This window comes from Vibrio metschnikovii CIP 69.14, assembly GCF_000176155.1.
GTDB lineage: Bacteria > Pseudomonadota > Gammaproteobacteria > Enterobacterales > Vibrionaceae > Vibrio > Vibrio metschnikovii.
In genome coordinates this window covers 496,699-517,797 of the sequence record NZ_ACZO01000007.1, presented here as the reverse complement: position 1 = coordinate 517,797, position 21,099 = coordinate 496,699, and the positions used below count along the sequence as shown (strand labels likewise).

General features: G+C 43.2%; 13 protein-coding genes and 1 pseudogene. 4 read left to right on the top strand and 10 right to left on the bottom strand.

All coding sequences use genetic code 11. The features are described from left to right. Positions 1-7: 7 nt before the first annotated feature. Both putA and VIB_RS13940 read right to left on the bottom strand, forming a co-directional pair. Positions 8-3,127, bottom strand: a complete 3,120-nt coding sequence (putA, locus tag VIB_RS13945; protein ID WP_004396848.1) for a bifunctional proline dehydrogenase/L-glutamate gamma-semialdehyde dehydrogenase PutA — start codon at positions 3,125-3,127, stop codon at positions 8-10. Between the two features lie 357 nt (positions 3,128-3,484). Continuing rightward, a complete protein-coding gene (locus VIB_RS13940; protein ID WP_004396847.1) occupies positions 3,485-4,297 on the bottom strand; it encodes an AraC family transcriptional regulator in 813 nt (270 codons plus the stop codon). A gap of 436 nt (positions 4,298-4,733) precedes the next feature. Here VIB_RS13940 and VIB_RS13935 point away from each other — a divergent pair, with 436 nt between their 5' ends. Together VIB_RS13935 and VIB_RS13930 are read left to right on the top strand one after the other, a co-directional pair. Continuing rightward, positions 4,734-5,837 (top strand): PEGA domain-containing protein, encoded by a 1,104-nt coding sequence (locus VIB_RS13935; RefSeq protein ID WP_004396846.1) that lies wholly within the window; start codon positions 4,734-4,736, stop codon positions 5,835-5,837. A gap of 157 nt (positions 5,838-5,994) precedes the next feature. Beyond that, complete coding sequence (locus VIB_RS13930) at positions 5,995-7,812, top strand: formylglycine-generating enzyme family protein (protein ID WP_004396845.1); 1,818 nt, start codon at positions 5,995-5,997, stop codon at positions 7,810-7,812. A gap of 65 nt (positions 7,813-7,877) precedes the next feature. On the opposite strand, the gene pdxH is transcribed toward VIB_RS13930, so the two are convergent. From pdxH to VIB_RS13890, 8 genes and pseudogenes are all read right to left on the bottom strand, one after another. Further along, positions 7,878-8,513 (bottom strand): pyridoxamine 5'-phosphate oxidase, encoded by a 636-nt coding sequence (pdxH, locus tag VIB_RS13925; RefSeq protein WP_004396844.1) that lies wholly within the window; start codon positions 8,511-8,513, stop codon positions 7,878-7,880. A 105-nt stretch (positions 8,514-8,618) separates the two neighbouring features. Next, a pseudogene (locus VIB_RS13920) lies at positions 8,619-10,293 on the bottom strand (DUF342 domain-containing protein). A 157-nt stretch (positions 10,294-10,450) separates the two neighbouring features. After that, positions 10,451-12,169 (bottom strand): SpoIIE family protein phosphatase, encoded by a 1,719-nt coding sequence (locus tag VIB_RS13915; RefSeq protein ID WP_004396842.1) that lies wholly within the window; start codon positions 12,167-12,169, stop codon positions 10,451-10,453. 331 nt (positions 12,170-12,500) lie between these two features. Then, on the bottom strand, positions 12,501-13,364 hold the full coding sequence (locus VIB_RS13910; RefSeq protein WP_004396841.1) for an NAD(P)-dependent oxidoreductase: 864 nt from the start codon (positions 13,362-13,364) through the stop codon (positions 12,501-12,503). Positions 13,365-13,439: 75 nt separating this feature from the next. Then, complete coding sequence (locus VIB_RS13905) at positions 13,440-14,159, bottom strand: YebC/PmpR family DNA-binding transcriptional regulator (protein WP_040905215.1); 720 nt, start codon at positions 14,157-14,159, stop codon at positions 13,440-13,442. A 77-nt stretch (positions 14,160-14,236) separates the two neighbouring features. Then, positions 14,237-14,446, bottom strand: a complete 210-nt coding sequence (locus VIB_RS13900) for a DUF3283 family protein (RefSeq protein WP_004396839.1) — start codon at positions 14,444-14,446, stop codon at positions 14,237-14,239. A gap of 222 nt (positions 14,447-14,668) precedes the next feature. Then, positions 14,669-14,872 carry a hypothetical protein gene (locus VIB_RS13895; protein WP_004396838.1) on the bottom strand — a complete coding sequence of 68 codons (204 nt, stop codon included), beginning with the start codon at positions 14,870-14,872 and terminating at the stop codon, positions 14,669-14,671. Between the two features lie 435 nt (positions 14,873-15,307). Further along, the gene (locus VIB_RS13890) at positions 15,308-17,284 is read right to left on the bottom strand and encodes a replication initiator protein RctB domain-containing protein (protein ID WP_040905507.1); all 1,977 of its coding nucleotides are present in this window, start codon (positions 17,282-17,284) and stop codon (positions 15,308-15,310) included. A 1,567-nt stretch (positions 17,285-18,851) separates the two neighbouring features. Here VIB_RS13890 and VIB_RS13880 point away from each other — a divergent pair. Together VIB_RS13880 and VIB_RS13875 are read left to right on the top strand one after the other, a co-directional pair. Then, on the top strand, positions 18,852-20,069 hold the full coding sequence (locus VIB_RS13880) for a ParA family protein (protein ID WP_040905504.1): 1,218 nt from the start codon (positions 18,852-18,854) through the stop codon (positions 20,067-20,069). 7 nt (positions 20,070-20,076) lie between these two features. Further along, complete coding sequence (locus VIB_RS13875) at positions 20,077-21,048, top strand: ParB/RepB/Spo0J family partition protein (RefSeq protein WP_004396835.1); 972 nt, start codon at positions 20,077-20,079, stop codon at positions 21,046-21,048. Positions 21,049-21,099: the final 51 nt, after the last annotated feature.

Sequence of the window (21,099 nt, the reverse complement as noted above, 5' to 3'; positions counted from 1 at the left end):
GGTTAGATTAACCGTATTGCACTTGGGTAAAACGATATAAATAATGCGGCCCACCCGCTTTCGGTCCGGTGCCAGATAGCCCTTGACCACCAAATGGCTGCACTCCAACCACTGCACCAACCTGATCGCGATTGATATAGCAGTTACCGACTCGCGCATGCTTCTCTATCCAACGGTAAGTGGTTTCGTTACGGCTATGAATCCCCATCGTCAAGCCGTAACCAGTAGCATTGATCTGCTGAACTACCTGAGCCAGCTCGTTGGCTTGGTAGCGAACAATATGCAAAATAGGTCCAAACTGCTCCTCACTTAAACAATCAATTCCTGAGATTTCAAACGCCGTTGGTGCTACGAAATCGCCATATTGACAGTCCTCAGCTAACGTTAATTGCGCAATTTTTTTCTGAGTCTGGCTCATGTGAGCAATGTGTTTCTCTAAACCTTGCTTTGCCTTCGCATCAATCACTGGGCCGACATCGGTACTGTGCAAATAAGGCATCCCGACCGACAGCTCCTGCATCGCACCTTGGATCAAACTAATCACACGATCAGCGATATCTTGCTGCACAAACAATACCCGCAGTGCTGAGCAGCGTTGACCCGCCGAAGCAAAGGCAGAACGTAACACATCGCGCACCACTTGCTCGGGCAGAGCCGTACTATCGACGATCATCGCATTTTGCCCTCCCGTCTCAGCAATCAAGGGCACAGGCGTCGACTCTCGCTCAGCCAGTGTTTGATTAATCCGCTGAGCGGTAGCCGTCGATCCCGTAAACACCACACCAGCAATCGCAGGGTGTGAAGTCAATGCATGGCCTATCTCCGAGCCGCGACCAGGTAAAAATTGAATTGCATAGTCAGGGAAGCCCGCTTCAAGCATCAGTTCAACGGTACGCGCGGCGATCAAGCTGGTCTGCTCGGCGGGTTTAGCCACCACCGTATTGCCTGCCACTAACGCGGCCGTGATCTGGCCAAGGAAAATCGCTAACGGAAAGTTCCATGGACTAATGCACACAAACACACCACATCCTTGACGTGAAACTTGACGAGTTACGCCATCAAAACCGTCCATCGTGAATGGAGCTAAGCCGCCAATTTGATTCGCATAATAACGACAGAAATCCACCGCCTCGCGAACCTCATCAATCGCATCATGAATGGTTTTACCTGCTTCTTGATGGCAAAGCGCACACAGCTCGGCTAAATTCGACTCCAACAAATCGGCTAGGTTAAGCAATTTTTCAGCACGTTGCTTAGCTGGCGTTTGCTGCCAATGACTAAAACCGGCTTGAGCAATGGCTATCGCCTCGGAAACATGATCATGGCTTGAATGGTAGACTTGTCCAACATGAACTCGGCGGTCATACGGAGCGGTGACCGCTACAGGAGCCATATTTTCCTTGATCATGCTTTCGATCCGTGACTGACCATTGAGTATCGGTCCTGCTTGCCATTGTTGACTCAAATAACCATGCACTTGATCTTCGAATGGTTGCGCTTCACTTTGAATATCAATATTGATCCCATCTGAGTTTTTGCGTTCAGGGAAAATCTGTGGCGGCAGAGGAATGTTAGTGTTGTGTAACGTCTCAAACGCCAATAACGCATCAACCGGATGCTGAGTTAAGCTTTCAACCGGACAGCGCGCATCGACTAAACGATGGACAAAGGAGCTATTCGCGCCATTTTCTAATAAACGGCGGACTAAATAAGGCAACAGATCCTTATGGCTACCAACGGGGGCGTAAATACGTACCGATTGCTGGTACGCTTTCATGGCATGATGATATAAGCCGTCACCCATCCCGTGTAAACGCTGAAACTCAAATTCTTTATGGCTTGCCATGACCGCAATCGCCGATACAGTGTGAGCGTTATGAGTCGCAAATTGAGGAAAAAGATGTCCGCGAACCCCATCACTCAGTAAAAAACGAGCACAGGCTAAATAGGACACATCGGTCGCTTCTTTGCGGGTAAAAACGGGGTAGCGTTGATAGCCTCGTTGCTGTGACCATTTAATCTCACTATCCCAATAAGCGCCCTTAACGAGACGTACGGGGATACAACAACTGTATTGCTTTGCCAGCGCAGTCAACCACACTAAAGTCGGTAACGCCCGCTTAGAGTACGCCTGTACGACTAAGCCAAACTTTCCCCAACCTTGAATTTGTTCACTGCAATACAATTTTTCAAATAGTTGTAACGACAGCTCTAGGCGATCCGCTTCTTCGGCGTCAATGGTGATCGCCACATCCAATTCCATCGCTCGTTCTAATAATTGCAGCAAAGTCTGGTAAAGCTCATCCATGACACGGGCTTGATTAGCCACTTCATAGCGAGGATGTAAGGCTGATAGCTTAATGGATACCGATGGGGCTGGGCTGGTATCCAAACCATATTGGTCTCGGCCAACCGCCTCAATCGCCATTAAATAATCTTTTAAATATTTATTGGCATCGCTGGTGGTTAACGCTGCTTCACCCAACATATCAAACGAATAGGTGTAACCTTTATCACGCATTACCCGGCCATTTTTTTGCGCTTCGCTGATCGTGCGACCCAATACAAACTGATGACCCATGATTTTCATCGCTTGATGCATCGCCTTACGAATGACTGGCTCAGAAAGTTTATTGACCAAACGGTTTAAGGCTTGAGCCGGACTTTGCGCTTGGTTGTCACCCAAGCCAATGACTTTACCAGTCAGCATCAATCCCCAGGTCGAAGCATTGACAAACACAGAATCCGAATTTTTCAGGTGTGATTTCCAATCGGCGACCGATAATCGGTCTTTAATAAACGCATCCGCTGTTGGTGCATCAGGAATACGCATCAGAGCTTCTGCAAGACACATCAATAAAATACCCTCTTGAGTGTCCAAGCTGTACTCTAAAAGCAGAGCATCGATCATCTGCACCGATTTCTTGTCTTGGCGAATCGCCGCGATCAATTGTGTCGTTTTGGTCGCAATCAACACTTTTTCTTCATCGCTAGGCGTTGCCAAAGGCAGTAATTGCATTAGCCATTGAGATTCGTCCACCATATAAAGTGGCGAGATCTGTGCCCAAAGCGTACTAAGCGGTTGCTCAATAAACTTGGGGTTCAACACATCTATTGCTGTAAACATGCGTTTTCCTCAATCTCCTATCCGAGGGATGTGACTCGGATTTCAGTCAATGGCAAGCAGTGTACTTTGAGCGCAAGCACAATACTTGTCAAAAACTCCGGAGTTTTTGTGAAAATCTCATCTTTTTAACAAAACAAAAACAAAATCACAGCAATTAAGGTCATAAGAAAAAGCAAAACCACTGATAATTTTTCAAAAAAACAACGTCACTATGTCGTCAAGAACACAGCCATCGATGTCAAGAAAAACAATCACCATACAATATCAGATGGACAACACAGAATTCAGCGAGACCAGCGCTGAGGATCACTGATAATAGGCTTGCGGACAAAGAGTCCGCAAAGCGCAGTAAACCATTTATCGACTACACTGCTTTTTGTATTGAGAAGGGGAGATACCTTGTAAACGAGAAAAGGTATGAGTGAACGCACTTTGATTTGAAAATCCTGCCAATTCAGCGACTTGACCCAAGGTAAAACGAGATTGCTCAAGGAGTTGTTTCGCCATATCCACACGTTTACTCAAGACATATTGGTGTGGAGTAATCCCCAATTGCTCTTTGAATAATTGGTGAAACTGACTCTCACCTAAATAAACGCTGCCGGCTAATTGAGCAACTGATATCCGACGACTTAAATGCTGCTCGATATAGCGATCGATCGCGTCTAAATCAAAACGAGCCTCTTTACGATGGACTTCAAACGCCGAAATATGACGCAATAACAAGGCTAGCACGGTATCACTGCACGCTCGACTCAGTAATAAATCGTCCGGACTGGCATGCATCTCCAGCACTAACATCTGAATGAGTTTTTGGATCTGCTTATCGAGTTGAAAATAAATGTCGCTACGCGCTAGTTCATTGATTCTCTGTAACGTTAAAGGATCATCCCCTTGTGGTAAGGGCAAGTTCAACACCAAAATGTCCGACTGTCCTACCGTCGCGCCGAAAGCATGCACTGTACTTGAAGTTACGACACATCCTTGTCCAGGGCCAACAATATTACCGATGCCCGATACCTCAAAATCCGCTTGTCCTTTCAAGCCAATCACAATTTGTGTGTAACTATGATCATGGCAATCCATATAAGCCGGTAAAGTAATTAATTCCGCCGGACGAGGCGACAAAAGTTTGGCTCTTTCTGGGTTATTCACTAAATATTGACTCATGAGCACTGCACCATGGGATGACCTCTTTGCATGTTATAACATTTTTATCAGAAACCAAGCTTGATAGTGAAATAAGTCTCATCTCACTATCAATACCGCCAACAACAAGCAAAATTAGCGCTCACTGAGAGCAATAGCTCCTGATCCGAGGCTTCGGAACAATGATCAAGTGCACATAAATTACGGTCAATGAGTATCCAATTAAAAAACGTTAAAGCAGATCGGAAATCGGTGCTTGCATATTTCAAGAATCTGCTCAAAATGGAGTAAGTACATTTATAAAAGATACAAAATCAGTGACCTACTCACTAGATTTTGTATACAATTGTGCCTTCAGGATGAGAATTTTTTGCGATGAGCCAGCGTATTGATAACGCTGTCAAAAGTTTGTCTTTCTCCACTATAATGTGGCTATGTTAATTGTTGCAGGGACCTAATGATCAAATATCACCTCCCAGCGCTACTGCTTGCGCTAAGCCCTCTGTGGGTATCGGCATCGGTGTTCGCGGAAGAAGTTACACAGGTTGATCCTGTGGCCGCTATCGATGAAAAAATAACCATTAAACAAAGTGAAATTGACACTATCGCTGCGGAATTTGAAGCAGAAGGAGCTCAACTTCAACAACTTAAAAACGAACAGGCACGTTTAAAACGTGAAAGTGATGAGCTTAATGCACGGCAAAACCGGGCAAAATCTGCTCTGGACAAACAGTATAATCGCCTTCTTGAAGATCCAGACACCGATTTAGTCACCTTTCAACAGCGCTATCAGCAAGCTTGGGCCGATGTGAAACAAAACCAATCGGAGCAACTTATTAATCAGCAAGCGATGACAGAAAGTGATATGCGTTTATCTCAAATGAAGCAGCGTCATGCTCGTTTGAAAACCGAATTCACTAACTTGCAAGAGAGCAAGATTGATGCACGAGTTAAACGTCTCGAAGCCGAGCTTCGTCAAAGCCGCGTCTTGGAAGCCAGCTTCCGCACCACCTGTTCTACCAGTATGACTCTGGGCGAATGTGCCAATCAAGGTCAGCAGTTGACTCGTCAGCGTGCCGTGAATACCTTTAGAGAGCAACTGCTTGATAATTTGACTGAATCGGTCATCGCTAAGCAAAATCTGCGTGGCGTTGAACTCAATATTCACGTTCAAGAAAGCCAAGTGATCCGTAGTGGATTTGAAGGGAACAACGAGTATTTCACTCATATTCAGGCTCAGCTACAAGCACGTCCAGAAGCCGTTGCCGCCTGCAAACTGTTAAACGTATCTAGTCGCTATTGCTTAAAAAATGCAACTGAAACCGTCAATAGCAAAAATGAAAAACAGTGGGCCAATGTAACCATTCGTTCAGATCAATATCATGATTCTGTCACTATTAACGGTATACAATACGGCAGTACGCCTGTGGAAGTCGTTTTACCCGCAGGACGTCATCAAATTTCTGTGACTAAAGACGGATTTGAAACCTATAATCAAACCGTCACAATCAACGGAAATGACACTATTTGGGTAAGACTTCGCCCTAGTAGAAACGATTAATTCCTGTAAATCGACTCGTTTTCTGGTCTGATTTCACAAAGCTGTCGTTTAAACGCCGTTTTGGTCCTAAGTTATTGAAAGATGACTTCTGACAAAACGGCGTTTTCGTTTAGAATAGCGACAATAATTTTCAAAAACTTAACTGAAGTAGGCAACAATGCGACCAGGTTTACCCGTTCTGTTATTAGCACTTTTACCTTGCTTAGTGACAGCACCCACGTTAGCTGAAGGCACACCTTCCTCAGTCATGGCGATTGATGACGCATTATTTACGCATCATACCCAGTGGCAAGAAGCGAAGAAAGCAACTCAACATCAGCAAACGGTGGTGGACACTCAGCAAGCTGAACTCGCTCGTTTAACTGCCTTAACTAAACAACTCAATACCGTATTCAATTCAGCGAAAACAGCCCTAGAACGTGATTATTTGAAAATGATTGATGAACCGCAATTAGACATTAGCGGTTCACAACACGCTTACCAAACGGCTTGGTCTGAAGTTAAGAAAAATCAACAAGACACTTTGCTTGCTCAGCAAACCTTGCAAGAAATGCAAAATCAGCTCGTTCAATTACAAGCTAGCCAAGACGCTATCCAACAAAAAATTACTCAATTGAATCAAGATAAACTCCGAGCAAGAGCAGAGCGATTACGAGCAGAATTGAGTCGTGTCGGAGAACAAAAAGTCAGCTTTACCAATGTCTGTCATGCCACAATGACTTTGGCACAGTGTAGCCAACAAACCACTGATTTAGCTCAGCAAAAGGCCGTCAATCAATTTCAAACGTGGTTAATAGAAGAGACCACTGAAGCGCCGTTGATCAAACAGCACCTCGCCGCCGTTTCGCTCAACATTCACTTGCTCAGACATAAAACCGTTGATTCTGGTTTTTATGATGGCAACCGCTTTAAAACGGTACTTGAAGCACAATTAGATGCAAGACCTGCCGAAAACGTGCCTTGTACATTACTCAATATTGATAGCCAATATTGCTTCGCTCCTGGTGATGGTAGCCATCCAAGTCAACAAAAAGAAGTGGCTTGGGTTAATGTCATGATTCGTTCCAATCAGCATAACGATCAGGTCACGATTAATAGTGTCCGTTATGGTAGTACTCCTGTTGAAATCATGCTCCCTACTGGTCAACACCATGTCGTTATCAAAAAAGAAGGTTTCCATCCATTTGATCAACAGGTCAATATCAGTAGCGATCACACCTTACGTGCCGTATTACGTGAAATTGTTAATGAGGTAAAAGCCGGTGATAAGTTCGCCGATACTCTGAAAAATACTCAGCAAGCCCCGCAAATGATCACTCTACTCGCAGGGGAGTACTTATTAGGGGAGAACACATCTCGTCAAGTTCGCCTTGATCATGCTTTCGCTATTAGCGCAACGCCAGTCACCGTAGGGCAATTTAAGCAATTTATTCAACAAACGGGTTATAAAACCGATGCTGAACTGAAAAATATTTGTCTGGCAGTACAAGGAACAACGGTTGCTCCTGTATCAGGAAGCGATTGGAAAAATCCCGGCTTTCAGCAAACAGCTCAATCACCTGCCGTCTGTATCAGTCGTAGCGACGCAAGAGCTTATACCAATTGGTTAACTCAACAAACTGGGTTTCGTTATCGCTTACCGAGTGAAGATGAGTGGGAGATCGCCGCTCGCGCTGGGCGGAGAACTGATTACTGGTGGGGGAATGATTTTGGCGCTGGTCAAGCCAATACTGGATGGAGTGGTACGCCATGGTCAAATAACCGTACATCACCCGTCATGGCATTTTCACCAAACCCATTAGGCTTTTACGATATGGTTGGTAACGTTTGGCAATGGACATCAGACAATCCCGGTATCGCTAAAGGTGGAGCATGGAGTTTTTCACCTGAAATGGCTAAAGCCTACCATCAACTCTTTGTCTCGCCGTCTACGGCGGCCAACTATCTCGGATTTCGCGTCCTACGCGAGCTATAGCGTAAGCATTAAATACAATAAAGGGGGATAAGTCACTTATCCCCCTCTATCATATCTAACCCGTTTTATGGCGCTAAACGCTCTATCTGCCACTGCTGATCAGATTTGCTGTATAGAAAACGATCATGTAGACGATGCTCACCACCTTGCCAAAACTCAATACTTTGCGGTTTGATTCGATAGCCTCCCCAAAATTTAGGCACAGGAATTTCTCCTTTAGCAAATTTTTGTTTCAGTTCGAGATACTTACCTTCTAATACACCACGAGCAGAAATGCGGCTACTTTGCTTACTCGCCAATGCGGCAAGCTGGCTCTCTTTAGGTCGAGAGGTGAAATATTTCATGTTCTCAAAGGCAGTCAGTTTTTCCGCGACGCCAGTAATGTGCACTTGACGCTCTAAAGGATGCCAAGGAAAGTGCAAACTGACTCGATGATTATGTTCAATATGCTGCGCTTTACGACTGGCTAGGTTGGTGTAGAAAACCAAGCCTTGCTGATCAATATTTTTTAGTAAAACAATTCGTTGAAAAGGTTGACCATGTTCATCTACGGTCGCAACCGTCATCGCCGTCGGATCAGCGAGTCCGGCATTAATCGCTTGCTCTAGCCAAAAATTGAATTGCTCGATAGGATCGAGCAATAAGTCCTTACGGCGTAATCCACCTTGTGTGTACTCACGACGAATATCTGAAAGATCCATGTCTACTCCTCTTTTTTGGCTATGATTGTGCGCCGATAGCCTCACGATCTCAAGTAGAACGGATTGATTTCGCCCGTCGAACTCTCACCGTGCAGAGTCTCTGGCTTAAATTCCAATATCCTCTTGATCCAATTTGGAGGAAAACTTAATCTCATGTTGATTAAAAATAATCATCGAAGGCCCATGAACTCGCTTTGTGACCACTTTTTCATCACCATATTGAATCGTCACGTGAGTGAAGACCTTGCCTTTAACTTCAATGGTATTGATTTCCAATCATCTGTTCAAATTCTTCATTTAATAAGTCTACCGCCACCTTCACTTTTTCCATCCGTTCACTTGATTGCGCCTTATGCTGATCAATCTGTGACGCTTCTTCCTCATTACGCTCGGCTTTAGGACGCTTTTTAAACTCTAATTCCCGGCGAATAACTTCCATCGTGCTCTCTTGAGCTTGTTTATAATACTCTTTATGTTTAGCGATTCGGTCACGGTACCATCCATAGCGAGCAAATGCTTCAAGCGTTGTGGCCGCATCGCCTTCTACTCCTAGATTAAAGCACACGACTTTTCCGCCAACTTTCGCACTACCGCCGCTGAGTGTGCCTTGTTTTTCCGCTTTATCTAAAACGGTTAGATCGCCCCCACAGCGAATATCATTGCTCAGACTATGCACAGAAAGCTGGATATTTTCCGCGGCTTGTAACTCAGAAAATTGGGCATAATTGGCCTTAATACTGCCTCCCGATTTGACCACACAGGTTTTCGCTTCATCATCATAAACCGTATGGCCAATAATCCCTTTACCGATCTCGATATCACCTTGAGCTTGTACATCTGCCGATTCAACAAATCCACCGATCACAATAGACCCCGTCGCGCGGACAATCATTCCCGGCTCAACATCTCCGGCAATAACCACACTGCCTTTAAATTTCACGTGACCAGTTGCGACACTGACGTTATTTAGACACAAGGCGCTTTCTACATCGACCGTTTTATTCTTAATGATCGGCATTCCAGATAGACTGGATAACAACAAATTAGGATCATCAGGAGAGATGTGTGTCCCTTTACCCGCAACCAGTACCCCTTCGTTACCCGGTTTAGCAGGAATGACTTTCCCCAACACGGTAAAACCCGGCTCACCCTGAGTTGCAGGCTTACGACGCATCACTGGATCGTTTTCTTCGACGGTGATTGTTTCTCCCAGATTTCTCATATCGACTTTATGCGGATCGGCCGTTTTTTGCGGAGCTAAAATGCGGGTTGTCACATCATCCACTAAAGGGACAAATTGCACGTCTTGACCTTGAATCGGCGCTTTACCCTGAGCAATCGGTTGAGTAAAGGTTTCTCCGGGTTTTAAGGTTTTACTCACCAGTAAGACTTTTTTTAAAGCTTGTTTATTTATGCCTTTAATTACATAAGCTTGCGCTAAAGCATGCACTAACTCACTGCCATAAAGACCACGCCCCCCATAAGCGCCTGTGACCACCATACTGGCTAGCATATCTTGCTCACTCAAGACGACTTCAACAGCCGCATTTCTTTTTTCAGCAATGATGATGCCTTCACGAGCCTCTTTTTTACCTTCTTTGACACAATTGATAAAACGATTCACCGCCTCTTCGAGCAAATAGAATTTCCCTGCTCCTAATCGAGCTAAAGACTCACTCAATCCCGTTTGAGCTAATTCAGGGTTTGCATTGCTATCGCTCGGTAAGCGCGCAATAACGCGACTCTTGTCTTCCGAGAGAGTAATCAGATCCTTCCACATAATACTCAACCTTACCGCATCTCTTTGGGTTAAAAAGCAGTGTATAAAAAATGTCTGAATCACTAAATAATTCGATGTTCAAATTAAGGCCCCCATCACTGGATATCGGCTTTAAGTTAAAAAAAGGCCATATTAAAGACCTAACCTCGACATTCGTTTAATGCTCGTAATCCTCAATGACCACAGAGACGTCTGGAAAAGCGTACCGAGTATCAAAACGATATACGGCTTGAATTTGCTGACCGTGGTTTATATAACGAATCGATTCACATAACTCGGTTGCAAATAGTAAATCTTGATCATCATGCGTCAACTCCGTTTGCTCAGTATTAACGTCTGTCAACGGTCGCCCATTATGTTCGAGAATAAACAACACCCTTTGCTGCTGAGGTTGATAATCGACCTGAAAACGGATCCAGTAATCGTCAGCTAATTCCTCAAGCAACTGCTCTCGCTGTTGGTGGTAAAGCACAAAACCGTCAGGATGACTTTTGAGAGCCGTCGATAAACCAAGTAAACCTTGTTCAATAATCTTCGTAAACAGTTCCGATAAAATTGAACAGATAAAATCCAGATGATCGCCAACTTGAATAATCCCTTTTAAAAATAAACGAACTTCATTCATGACGATGATCTGCTTTAATACCGAAGCGGAAAAATAGAGTTCACTTTTACAAGGAATTAAACTGGGAGAAGCACTGAGCATCGGCTGAGTATTTTGGGCATTAATGATCGGAAAAGACATGGCAAGGATAGAGAGATCTTCATCTTGCCCTGCTGGTGAAAAAGCGTGCACCGCCGAATCAATCAGGCTGATGAACGATTGAGTCGATGCTTGTGTCAATAATGTTTCCAGCCGTTGTCGACCAAACACTTCGCCGTTTTGATGACGAGTTTCAATAACCCCTTTCGTGCAGCAGACAATACTCTGCCCTGGTGAGAGTTTAAAGTGTTTGATATCACAACGAAACATTTCACTCGGTAGAACACCTAAGGGCTGATGTGTCGATGCCAAGCGTTTCACCAACTGACGATTCGGCGATAATATATAACCGTCAGGCATTCCTCCCCCCCACCAAGAGATTTCAAAACCGTTGGAGTGTATTTCAAATAAATGAGCCGCAACATGAATACTTGGGGGCAAAAACGTTGCCAATTCTTGATTAAGCTCGACAACCATTTCGCTTAATGCACAACCTCGTTCCGCCAATGCAAAAAAAGCGCGAGTCGCAGGAATATTAGCAATCGCAGCAGGCAAACCATCGACACTAGAGTCGGCGATCATCACATAAATTCCACCATAAAGACGCCGAGCCACCAAGATCAAATTACCGTTAAAAATCGTTGAAGGCGTAGAGATGTAATGAATACCATAAATCGGTTCGATTTGTGCGCTCATCTCTTCGACCAAATTACTGAAAATCGACTCTGCTACCGAGTAATCATGCTGGACTTGATCTTGGAATATTTGTAACTGATCACGCTGCAAGATCAGTTGCTGATGCATTTTGACAATCCGATAGTGCGCCTGTATTTTGGCTAATAAGACACTTTTTTCGATTGGTTTAGGAATAAAATCATCACCGAGAGCAAGGCAGCGAGAAAAAGAGTCTTGATCATCCAATGCCGTGAGAAACAAAATAGGAATATGCTGATCAGGAAAAGCCGTACGGATCTCTTTTGCGGTAGTAAAGCCATCTTTTACTGGCATGATCACATCGAGAAGAATAATGTCGGGTAAAGGATCCATCTTTTTCATTGCCGCGACCACTCCCTGACCATCGGCAAAAAGATCAACATGCGGCGTAATATGACTCAGCATAATACGGCACAATTCTCGGTTGGTCGCATGATCATCGATGATCAACACTCTCATACTCGGCCTCACTGACTGTGCGTGTTATTCATTTTTAGACGATTAAGGTCTGTTAGCCTTAGCTATTTCATCGGCTCTATCGATAAAAATGAGCCGAGAACATCGCAAGAGTAACAAACCCTATGCATAAAAATATAGTTCAGTTTATGAGTTAGAGCGAATAGCTTTGCTGATCAAAAGAAGAAGCCAATGATCTATCAACCAACAATAAATACATCAATGCCCAAATCAAACTTGTAGAATATTTTGTTTGGGCATGATGCTGGGCTTTCGATTGTGTTGTGTTGTCCTCCCATCATCGATGATGGCTGAGAGTCGTTAGCGGTAAAAATCAGTCCCTAAGAGCTTTGATTAAAACCGAGGTATCCATCCGGCCAAGCCCCTGAGCAGACAAATCACGATAACGTTGCGCCGTTGCTTCCGTCATCGGTAAAGACAAGCCATGACGCTCAGCCTCATCCAGACAAAACTGCAGATCTTTGATCATCCAATCAATAGCAAAACCAAAATCAAAGCGGTTCTCAGCCATACTGATTGCACGATTCTCCATTTGCCAAGAGCCTGCGGCGCCATTTTTTAAACAAGCGATCATGGTTGGAACATCCAAGCCTGCTTTTTCAGCTAATAACAAGCCTTCAGACAGTCCATTTAAGATGCCAGCGATACAAATTTGATTGACCATCTTAGCACTTTGCCCTTGACCAACCTCCCCCATGCGTATTGCAGAACGACCATAAGCGGCAAAAACCGGTTGTAGCTTTTCAAATAGCGTTTGCTCTCCGCCACACATAATGGTCAATTGCCCATTCTCAGCGCCAGCTTGTCCACCAGAGACCGGAGCATCCATAAAGCTTATTCCCTGCTCTTTCGCCACTTGTACAAGCTCTCGGGCAAGCTCAGCGGACGTCGTAGTGTGATCGACTAACATAGCATTTGGCTTCATTGCTGATAGCGCGCCATGCTGGCCGAGCGTAATGCTACGGACATCATCGTCATTACCGACACACATCAGCACGACATCAGCATCAGCGACACATTCAGCGATGGTCATTGCCGCGCGGCCAGAGAATCGCTGAGACCAAGCAATGGCTTTTTGCTGATTACGGTTAAAAACACTCACCTCAAAACCTGCATTGGCTAAATGCCCAGCCATCGGATAACCCATCACACCTAAACCGAGAAAACTGACTTTCATAATAATTTCCCTATATTGAATAAGATTGACATGCTAAGGACGTAAAAAAGCCGAGACAAGCTCGGCTATTCATCATTACTCAACGTCAGCGTTATGGTAAACCTGCTGAACATCGTCACAGTCATCCAGTAAATCGAGGAATTTCTGGAATTTTTCAGCATCTTCACCCGTCACAGCGGTACGATTTTGTGGTACGAAGGTGATTTCTTCAACATCTAAGACTAAATCAGGAAAAGCATTAGCCAATGCCGTTTTTACTTTGAAAAACTCGGTGTGAGGTGCAAACACGGTAATCACATCGTTGTCTAACTCAATATCCGTCACATCGGCGTCTTCCATCATCAGCGCTTCAAGGATCGCCTCTTCGTCACTGCCTTTGAATTGAAAGACCGCTTGATGATCAAACATGTGTGCAACGACGCCTGGAGTTCCAATTTTCGCTCCAGTTTTCACAAAGCATTGACGAACGTCTTGATAAGTACGGTTACCGTTATCGGTTAAACAATCAACGATCACGCTTGCGCCGCCTGGGCCAAAACCTTCATAGCGGGCAGGTTGATAATCTTCACCGCCACCGCCTGTTGCTTTATCCAACGCTTTATCAATAACATGGCCAGGAACTTGATCTCTTTTCGCTTTAGAGATCAGGTGGCGAAGAGATAAGTTCATATCTGGATCTGTGCCACCATTTTTTGCACACATGTAAATTTCTTTACCGTACTTGGAATAAACTTTAATTTTTGCGCCTTGAGTTTTCGCCATAGAGGCTTTGCGCACTTCAAAACTTCTTCCCATCGGGATCTTCTCTCTTATTCAATTAAATACGATGGTTACAGCAATCAAGAGTGATCTTGGCTGTTTAATCATGAACGCTACGCTACGCCCATTACTCGTTTGTACTTATCTACTGACTGTTGAAACCAAGCTTTCTCTTGTTCAGAGTTCAGTTTGGCTAGCTGCTTAGTGATCGCTTCCGGTCCACATTTAGCCTGCTTGATCTGCCAAACTAAAAAAGAGGCCTGTTTATCAAGCTCTATCTTGTTTTTCTGCTCCGCATCCAGCAACGCAAGGTTAAAAGACATTAGTAAACCCACAATCAGTAAAAACGTGATGCGAAATATAGCATAGGAATGGTAAAAATTAAGAGTCAAAATCGCGCTTTGGGCTGCTTTAAGCCAAGAAATCATCAAAAATAAAGGGCGGCCTTAGCCACCCTGCTTTATTAACGGTTTCATGCACTTTAACCGTAAAACCACTTGAAGAGGATCATTCGTCACTCTTCAAACGCAATCATCTTTCGTGATTTAGTGAAGAAGACCTAACTCTTTGGCTTCTTCAATCGTTAAACCACTTTCACGAATATCGCGTAGCATTTCAATACGACGACGAGCCTGCGCAGACTTCAGCGTTTTACTAGGACGCTGCATTTCTGCTTCTTCCGTAACCTCAACATCCCATTTATTGGCGATGTTAGTCATTTCATCATGGTCAATTGAATTTATAGACATTGCAACCTCCGAACAAACCATGCTAGGAACCAGTTATCTGTAACAAAAGGCCAAAACCTTGTTAAGCAGATTTTAGCGAGAGTGTGACTTAAGCAATGGTTCATTTATCATAATCGATAAATGACTCAATTATTTTCTGCTCACCCTGAGTATAGAAGTACATCGAGCGGATTATCGGTAAAAAATTCACTAAATCAACTAGTGCGGAAAAATATTTTACTGATCAGTTCGTTAAATAGGCGGTCATCGATAGTTCAATCATTGATAAGTAATGAAAGCATGATCAAGGCGGGTTGCTGTTGTTCTCAGTGGTTTGAAAGTCTTCGAGCTCATCGGTGAACTCTATTCACTTTACGAAACCATTTCCCGTTATCGCCCAGAAGCGGTAACGAGAGATGGTTTAGGGGACGTGATTGGATAGAGAATAACAGCGGGTTAAACGCCGATAGCCACTTCGTCTAAGGCACGGAACACCGTATCGTCGATATGCTCTTCATAAACTAACTTACAGACTTTACGACGAACTGCTAAGCCAGAGATTAATCGCTCGATTGAAAGGTGCTTATTGCGGTGCTGAGTATTATACAGCTCGATCACCTTACTCAGCGTGCTGTAAGGTACGACGCAATCATCCACTTTTAGCCAATCGAGCTTATCAATCAATTCCTGACACTCTTCACGAATGGATGAAGGGGCATGCCCAGTCATGGCTGCTAAAGCCGTTATGCTTCGTTCTAGCGCCTCTGCTGAGGTATATTTGGATAAGGTTATGGTGATTTCATCTGCGTTGATCTCAACCAGATGCTTACGTAACTTCACTCGTCGCCCTAATCGACCACGAGGCGTCGACGGTTTACGTTGTATCGGTTCAAATTCACCATCAATAATTTCGGATAACTCTTGAAGCCTTTGTTTTGAACCCATTTCATTTCGCAATGGGTTCGGTAACGTTGGCGCCATATTACGCTTACCTGCATTAGTGGTCTTGGCGCGAGAATAACGCAGTACCTCTTCTACATCACATTTTATGGCAACTTGATAATCAACCACTTTACTTTGTTCAACCAGCTCACTGATCGTTAAATGGTAACCCCATAAATTAACCGTAAAATCACCGGTTTTATCTTGATCGTTGGACAATCGTCTTAACTCGCGGATCAGATCCATCGAAAAACGCCGCCATTCGATATTGCGAGCTAATTTCTGATTAAGCTCACTCAACATCATGGTATCGGTATGGCGACGTGACATTCTGCTACGAAAATACGAATAGAGTTGGAAGACTAATGTATGTTGTTTAAGAATTTCAGGTGGAAACAAGAAGAAATAGTCTTTGGTCATCAATTCTTCAAAAAATGAGGGCTCCCATACCAAAATATACAGATTGGGTTTAATGCGAATTTTACCATCGCTGCCTTCTGTGGGTGCTTCTTCAGACGCGGTGATCGTGCGTGCTAGAAAACGAAAACGATCACTTTTAAAGCCTTCAGGCATGTTCTCACTCAGCCAGCGACCGGTTAATTCGTGTAACTGAAAATCGGTAAATTCAATACGATCAATACTATCACGAATCGAGTCTCGCGCTGGACCACTGTCTTTTTTACCTCTTAACGACAAAATGTCTGTGATATACAACGGAGTTTTATTAGGAACGTATTTCGCATTGAGCTGATAATCTTCTTGATGATGATCGTGATATTGTACTGTTAAGGTAAACAGAGCAAACAGGGTCATAAGATCATCGACCGTCATGATGTTTTTAGATGATCGCGTTTCAATCACAGCACGAGTTCCTGAGATAGATACCATCGATTTTTGATAACTTTTGCGTGTGCGTGGTGGTGCTAATGCTTGATCAATGATCCCAGCCCAGTTGGTTGGAGAGACAACAAATTGCTCAGCTTCGTCTTTCATTGCTGGAGGCGTATTAAGACCATGCTCATGCAACAAACGTTGGTTAACTTGTGTTTGTGCTAGTGCCTTTGAACGTTTACGTTTTTCACTTTGTTTTACGGATTCGGTGATGAGACTGGTTGAACCTAATACGGAGATCAGCTGATTAGGATTAACAAACTGATGGAGCATGGTTTTGCCTGCCAGACCTTCTTCAAAACGAACTGGGATCTGTTTAAATAGTCCAATGGCAACAGCGGCACGTAACCTTTGTTGAATAGCCGCTCTGGTCAACTGACCATCCGTTGCTTCGATCAATTCTGTTGTAGACACTAAACCATCTTTGCTGCGAAAGCCTCTAAGCGAGATTAAGTTTAACAATTCAATGATACTTTTAGTGACACCCTTGAAATGTTGATACTGTTCGATCCAGTCTACCGCGGTTTCTGAGACGACAAAAAGATGCCCATCTTTGTGGCTTCGTGGTGCTTTGATTAACAATTTTTCTTCTGATGCCATGATTAGTTCCGTATCACACAAGCCGTAATATCGCCATAGTTCCAAGAGCATAATCAAAAAAAGATCATAAATAAAGGAAAATTTCTGTTTTTTAAATAACTGATCTTTTTGATTATTCTGATCTATATTGATTAGTATGATCATATGATCATATGATCTGGCAGGATTTTTACGGCTAACCTATTGTATTTAATTGATAAAAAAATAGTTCGATAAGAAGCATGATCATGACTTATTCGCAACGATGATCAATGGTTATTAGAAAGCATGATCAAACGATCACTGAAGCGTGATCATGTGATAGACGAATCAATGATCATTATGATTTCGGATCAATGATCACGGTTTCTCTACAGGTTATCCACAGGCAGCTTATCGTTGAAGTCTCTTTTCTCAAATTGATGGCTCATTGATACGTAAACATGACAGGAAGCATGATCATCAAATCGGTATTTTGAGATCTTTGATTAAAGCGCGTATCTATTTTCGATTCGGTTTTGCCTTTTGGGGTCATCATTTTAACGGTCAGTGTTTATTTGTCTATTTTCCGGTGTTACGAAAGCATGATCATGTTGATTATGATGATTTTGCACGGTTTCTGTTGTTGATTTTATTGGTCATCATGAAAGAGAGATAATCGATAAAGCCTGATTGCAACTGACGTCTTCCGTAAATTATCTGGTATTTATCATGCTTCCGGTGATTTTTCTTCACTTGATCATCTTTCCGATCTTGGATCCTGCGATTAACGGATCCGAATAAACGTGATTCGTCGATTTTCTTCCTTGATCATGTTTCCATCATAGGGGTTTTACCTAGGAAGCATGATCATCATTCAAGCCATGATCATGCTTCCTATTTTCTCCCTCCTCTATTCTTAAGATCGTACACAGTATTTAAGATGGATTTGAGTCTCGATAACCTTACTCAGTGGTTTTTGGTGAATATAAACCGAAATATTGAGAGTATATATCTGCAAATAGCCTTGTAAGGTTGGTAGAGTTATGCTGATGACCACATTGACGGGTTGTTTCACTATTTCAGGTTATGATTGAAATGACACCAACCGTAATTTATCGATGATGGATAATCGTTCCGATGATTACTAATCTTCAATTTTTAGGTCAAGTTTTATACGAAAGAGAGGTTTTATTATTGTGATAAGTCTATCTTGATTATTTTAAAGGGATTTTTAATGGTTTATATCCCTCCCCTCGCGGGTGGTTAGAAAAATGCGTGGTTTTATTACCTGATTAGGATGGTTTCTTTTGTGATATTTTTGTTGATGACGTTCCTTCTTCTTTTGGCTACTGATTGGATAATAATGGATAGCAGAGTTTACATTGTAAATAAGTGACGCTGTGACACTTTTATAATTTTGCTTTTGTTGCCGGGTTATCCGTAGAAATTAATCAAAAAACTGTCAGCATTTTGTCATATGTTTCTCTATTGGTGTTATAAAATCTATTTATTGTGATTTCCGTCCTAAATTGTATGTTCACCTTTTTATTGTATTGTGTGTTTATTGCTGTACAATTGTGGTCAGTAACGGATGATGAGAATGGCTATGAAAAGAGAACAAACGATAGAAAATCTCTACAGGCTCGCCGAGCAAACTCAGCAAGTGCAAGCTGACCGAATAGAGATTGTATTAGAAGAACGTCGCGATGAGCACTTCCCTCCGATGTCAAAAGCATTGATGGAAACACGTTCGGGCTTAACACGACGTAAACTTGATGAAGCGATTGCTAAACTAGAAGCCGCTGGTCATCAATTCACTAAAAATAATGCTAACCATTACTCGATTTCATTGGCTGAAGCACACATGCTTATGGATGCTGCTGGTGTATTGAAGTTTCACCAGCGTAAAAAAAATACTGAGAATAAGCCTTGGATCATTAATGTTCAAAACCAAAAAGGCGGAACAGGTAAGTCGATGACGGCGGTGCATTTAGCGGCTTGCTTAGCACTAAATTTGGATAAACGTTATCGCATTTGTTTGATTGACTTAGATCCGCAAGGGTCTTTACGTCTATTTTTGAATCCTCAAATTAGTTTGGCAGAACACAGTAATATCTATTCTGCGGTTGATATTATGCTCGATAATTTTCCCGAAGGGACCGAGATAGATACGGCATTTTTGAAAAAAAATGTGTTACTGCCCACCCAATACCCGAATTTAAAAACCATCTCAGCCTTCCCTGAAGACGCCATGTTTAACGCTGAAGCTTGGCAATCACTGTCTAAAAATCAATCGTTAGACATTGTTCGTTTATTGAAAGAGAAGTTGATTGATAAAATTGCCGATGAATTCGACATTATCATGATTGACACTGGACCACACGTTGATCCTTTGGTGTGGAATGCTATGTACGCGTCAAATGCATTATTGATCCCTTGTGCGGCAAAACGTCTTGACTGGGCATCAACCGTGAATTTTTTCCAGCATTTGCCAACGGTTTATGAAATGTTTCCAGATGATTGGAAAGGGCTAGAGTTTGTTCGTTTAATGCCAACGATGTTTGAAGACGATAATAAAAAGCAAGTTTCTGTATTAACCGAGATGAACTATTTATTGGGCGAGCAAGTGATGATGGCTACTATTCCACGTAGCCGTGCTTTTGAAACTTGTGCTGATACCTACAGTACCGTGTTTGATTTAACGACGAGTGATTTTGAGGGCGGTAAAAAAACCTTAGCCACAGCGCAAGACGCGGTGCAAAAAAGCGCACTTGAGCTAGAGCGTGTTTTGCATTCACATTGGCTTTCTTTAAATCAGGGGTAAGTAATTCATGGCCATAAAAACATCTGATCTGAACGCTAAATTGTTCGGTAAAGCCGATAAAAGACGGGCCTCTACCCCGCAAGAGGCACAAGCCGCTGCTAAAGCCCAAGCGCAGATCATTGAGTTAACCGTTGCCGGTGAAGCGATGGTAACTTTTGAACTTATTCGTATACCGGCTTCAGAGATTGATAGTCGTACTTCTGTTTTTACTCAAAATGCGCGTGAGCAATCATTCCTTAACGAACATGCGTTGGCCGATATTCTCAATACGTTACGTGAGCGTGGGCAGCAATATCCGGCTGTCGGTCGTCGGCTTGAGAACGGACAAATTGAGATCCTAGATGGTAGTCGCCGTCGTAAATCGTGTTTGATTGCCAAGCAAGATTTTTTAGTTTATGTCGCTGATAATATCACTAGCGATCATGCTAAATTTTTGTCTGATGTAGCGAATGCACATAAGCCCTTATCTCTGTATGAAAAAGGCAAAGAAATGCAAGCTCAGCTTGATAGTGGAGCAGCAGAAGATCAAAAAGCGTTAGCTAAGATGTTTCAGTGCAGTGAGGCGTTAGTCAGCGGAGCGCTAAAGGCGGCTTCACTGCCTCTAGCCCTGTTACAAGCTTACCCAAATGTGGTTGAACTTGGTCGACCGACCATCGTTAAATTACATAAGCAATTTAATGAATTAACACCTGATCAGCAAAAAGAGTTGTTAGATAAATGTCAGCAAGCCAATGGCTTTGTTTGGCAACACTGTCAGTCTCAAGGGGTTACTCGGATCACCAAAGAGGTCACAGAAACGATAGAATCTTGGATAGAGCAGCTTTCGCCACCGAAAAAAACGCTGAATAATAAAATTGAGCTGGTCAAAGGCCGAGTCAACTATCAGCGTAAAGGGCCGCTATTAACGCTGAATATCCAAAAAGTTGATGACCAATTGGCTCAAGAGATTTTAGACTTTCTCGAAAAGAAACTTAGCTAACTCGGTATCGTTTTCTTTCAACATAAAAAAAGACAGCCCATAAAATGGGCT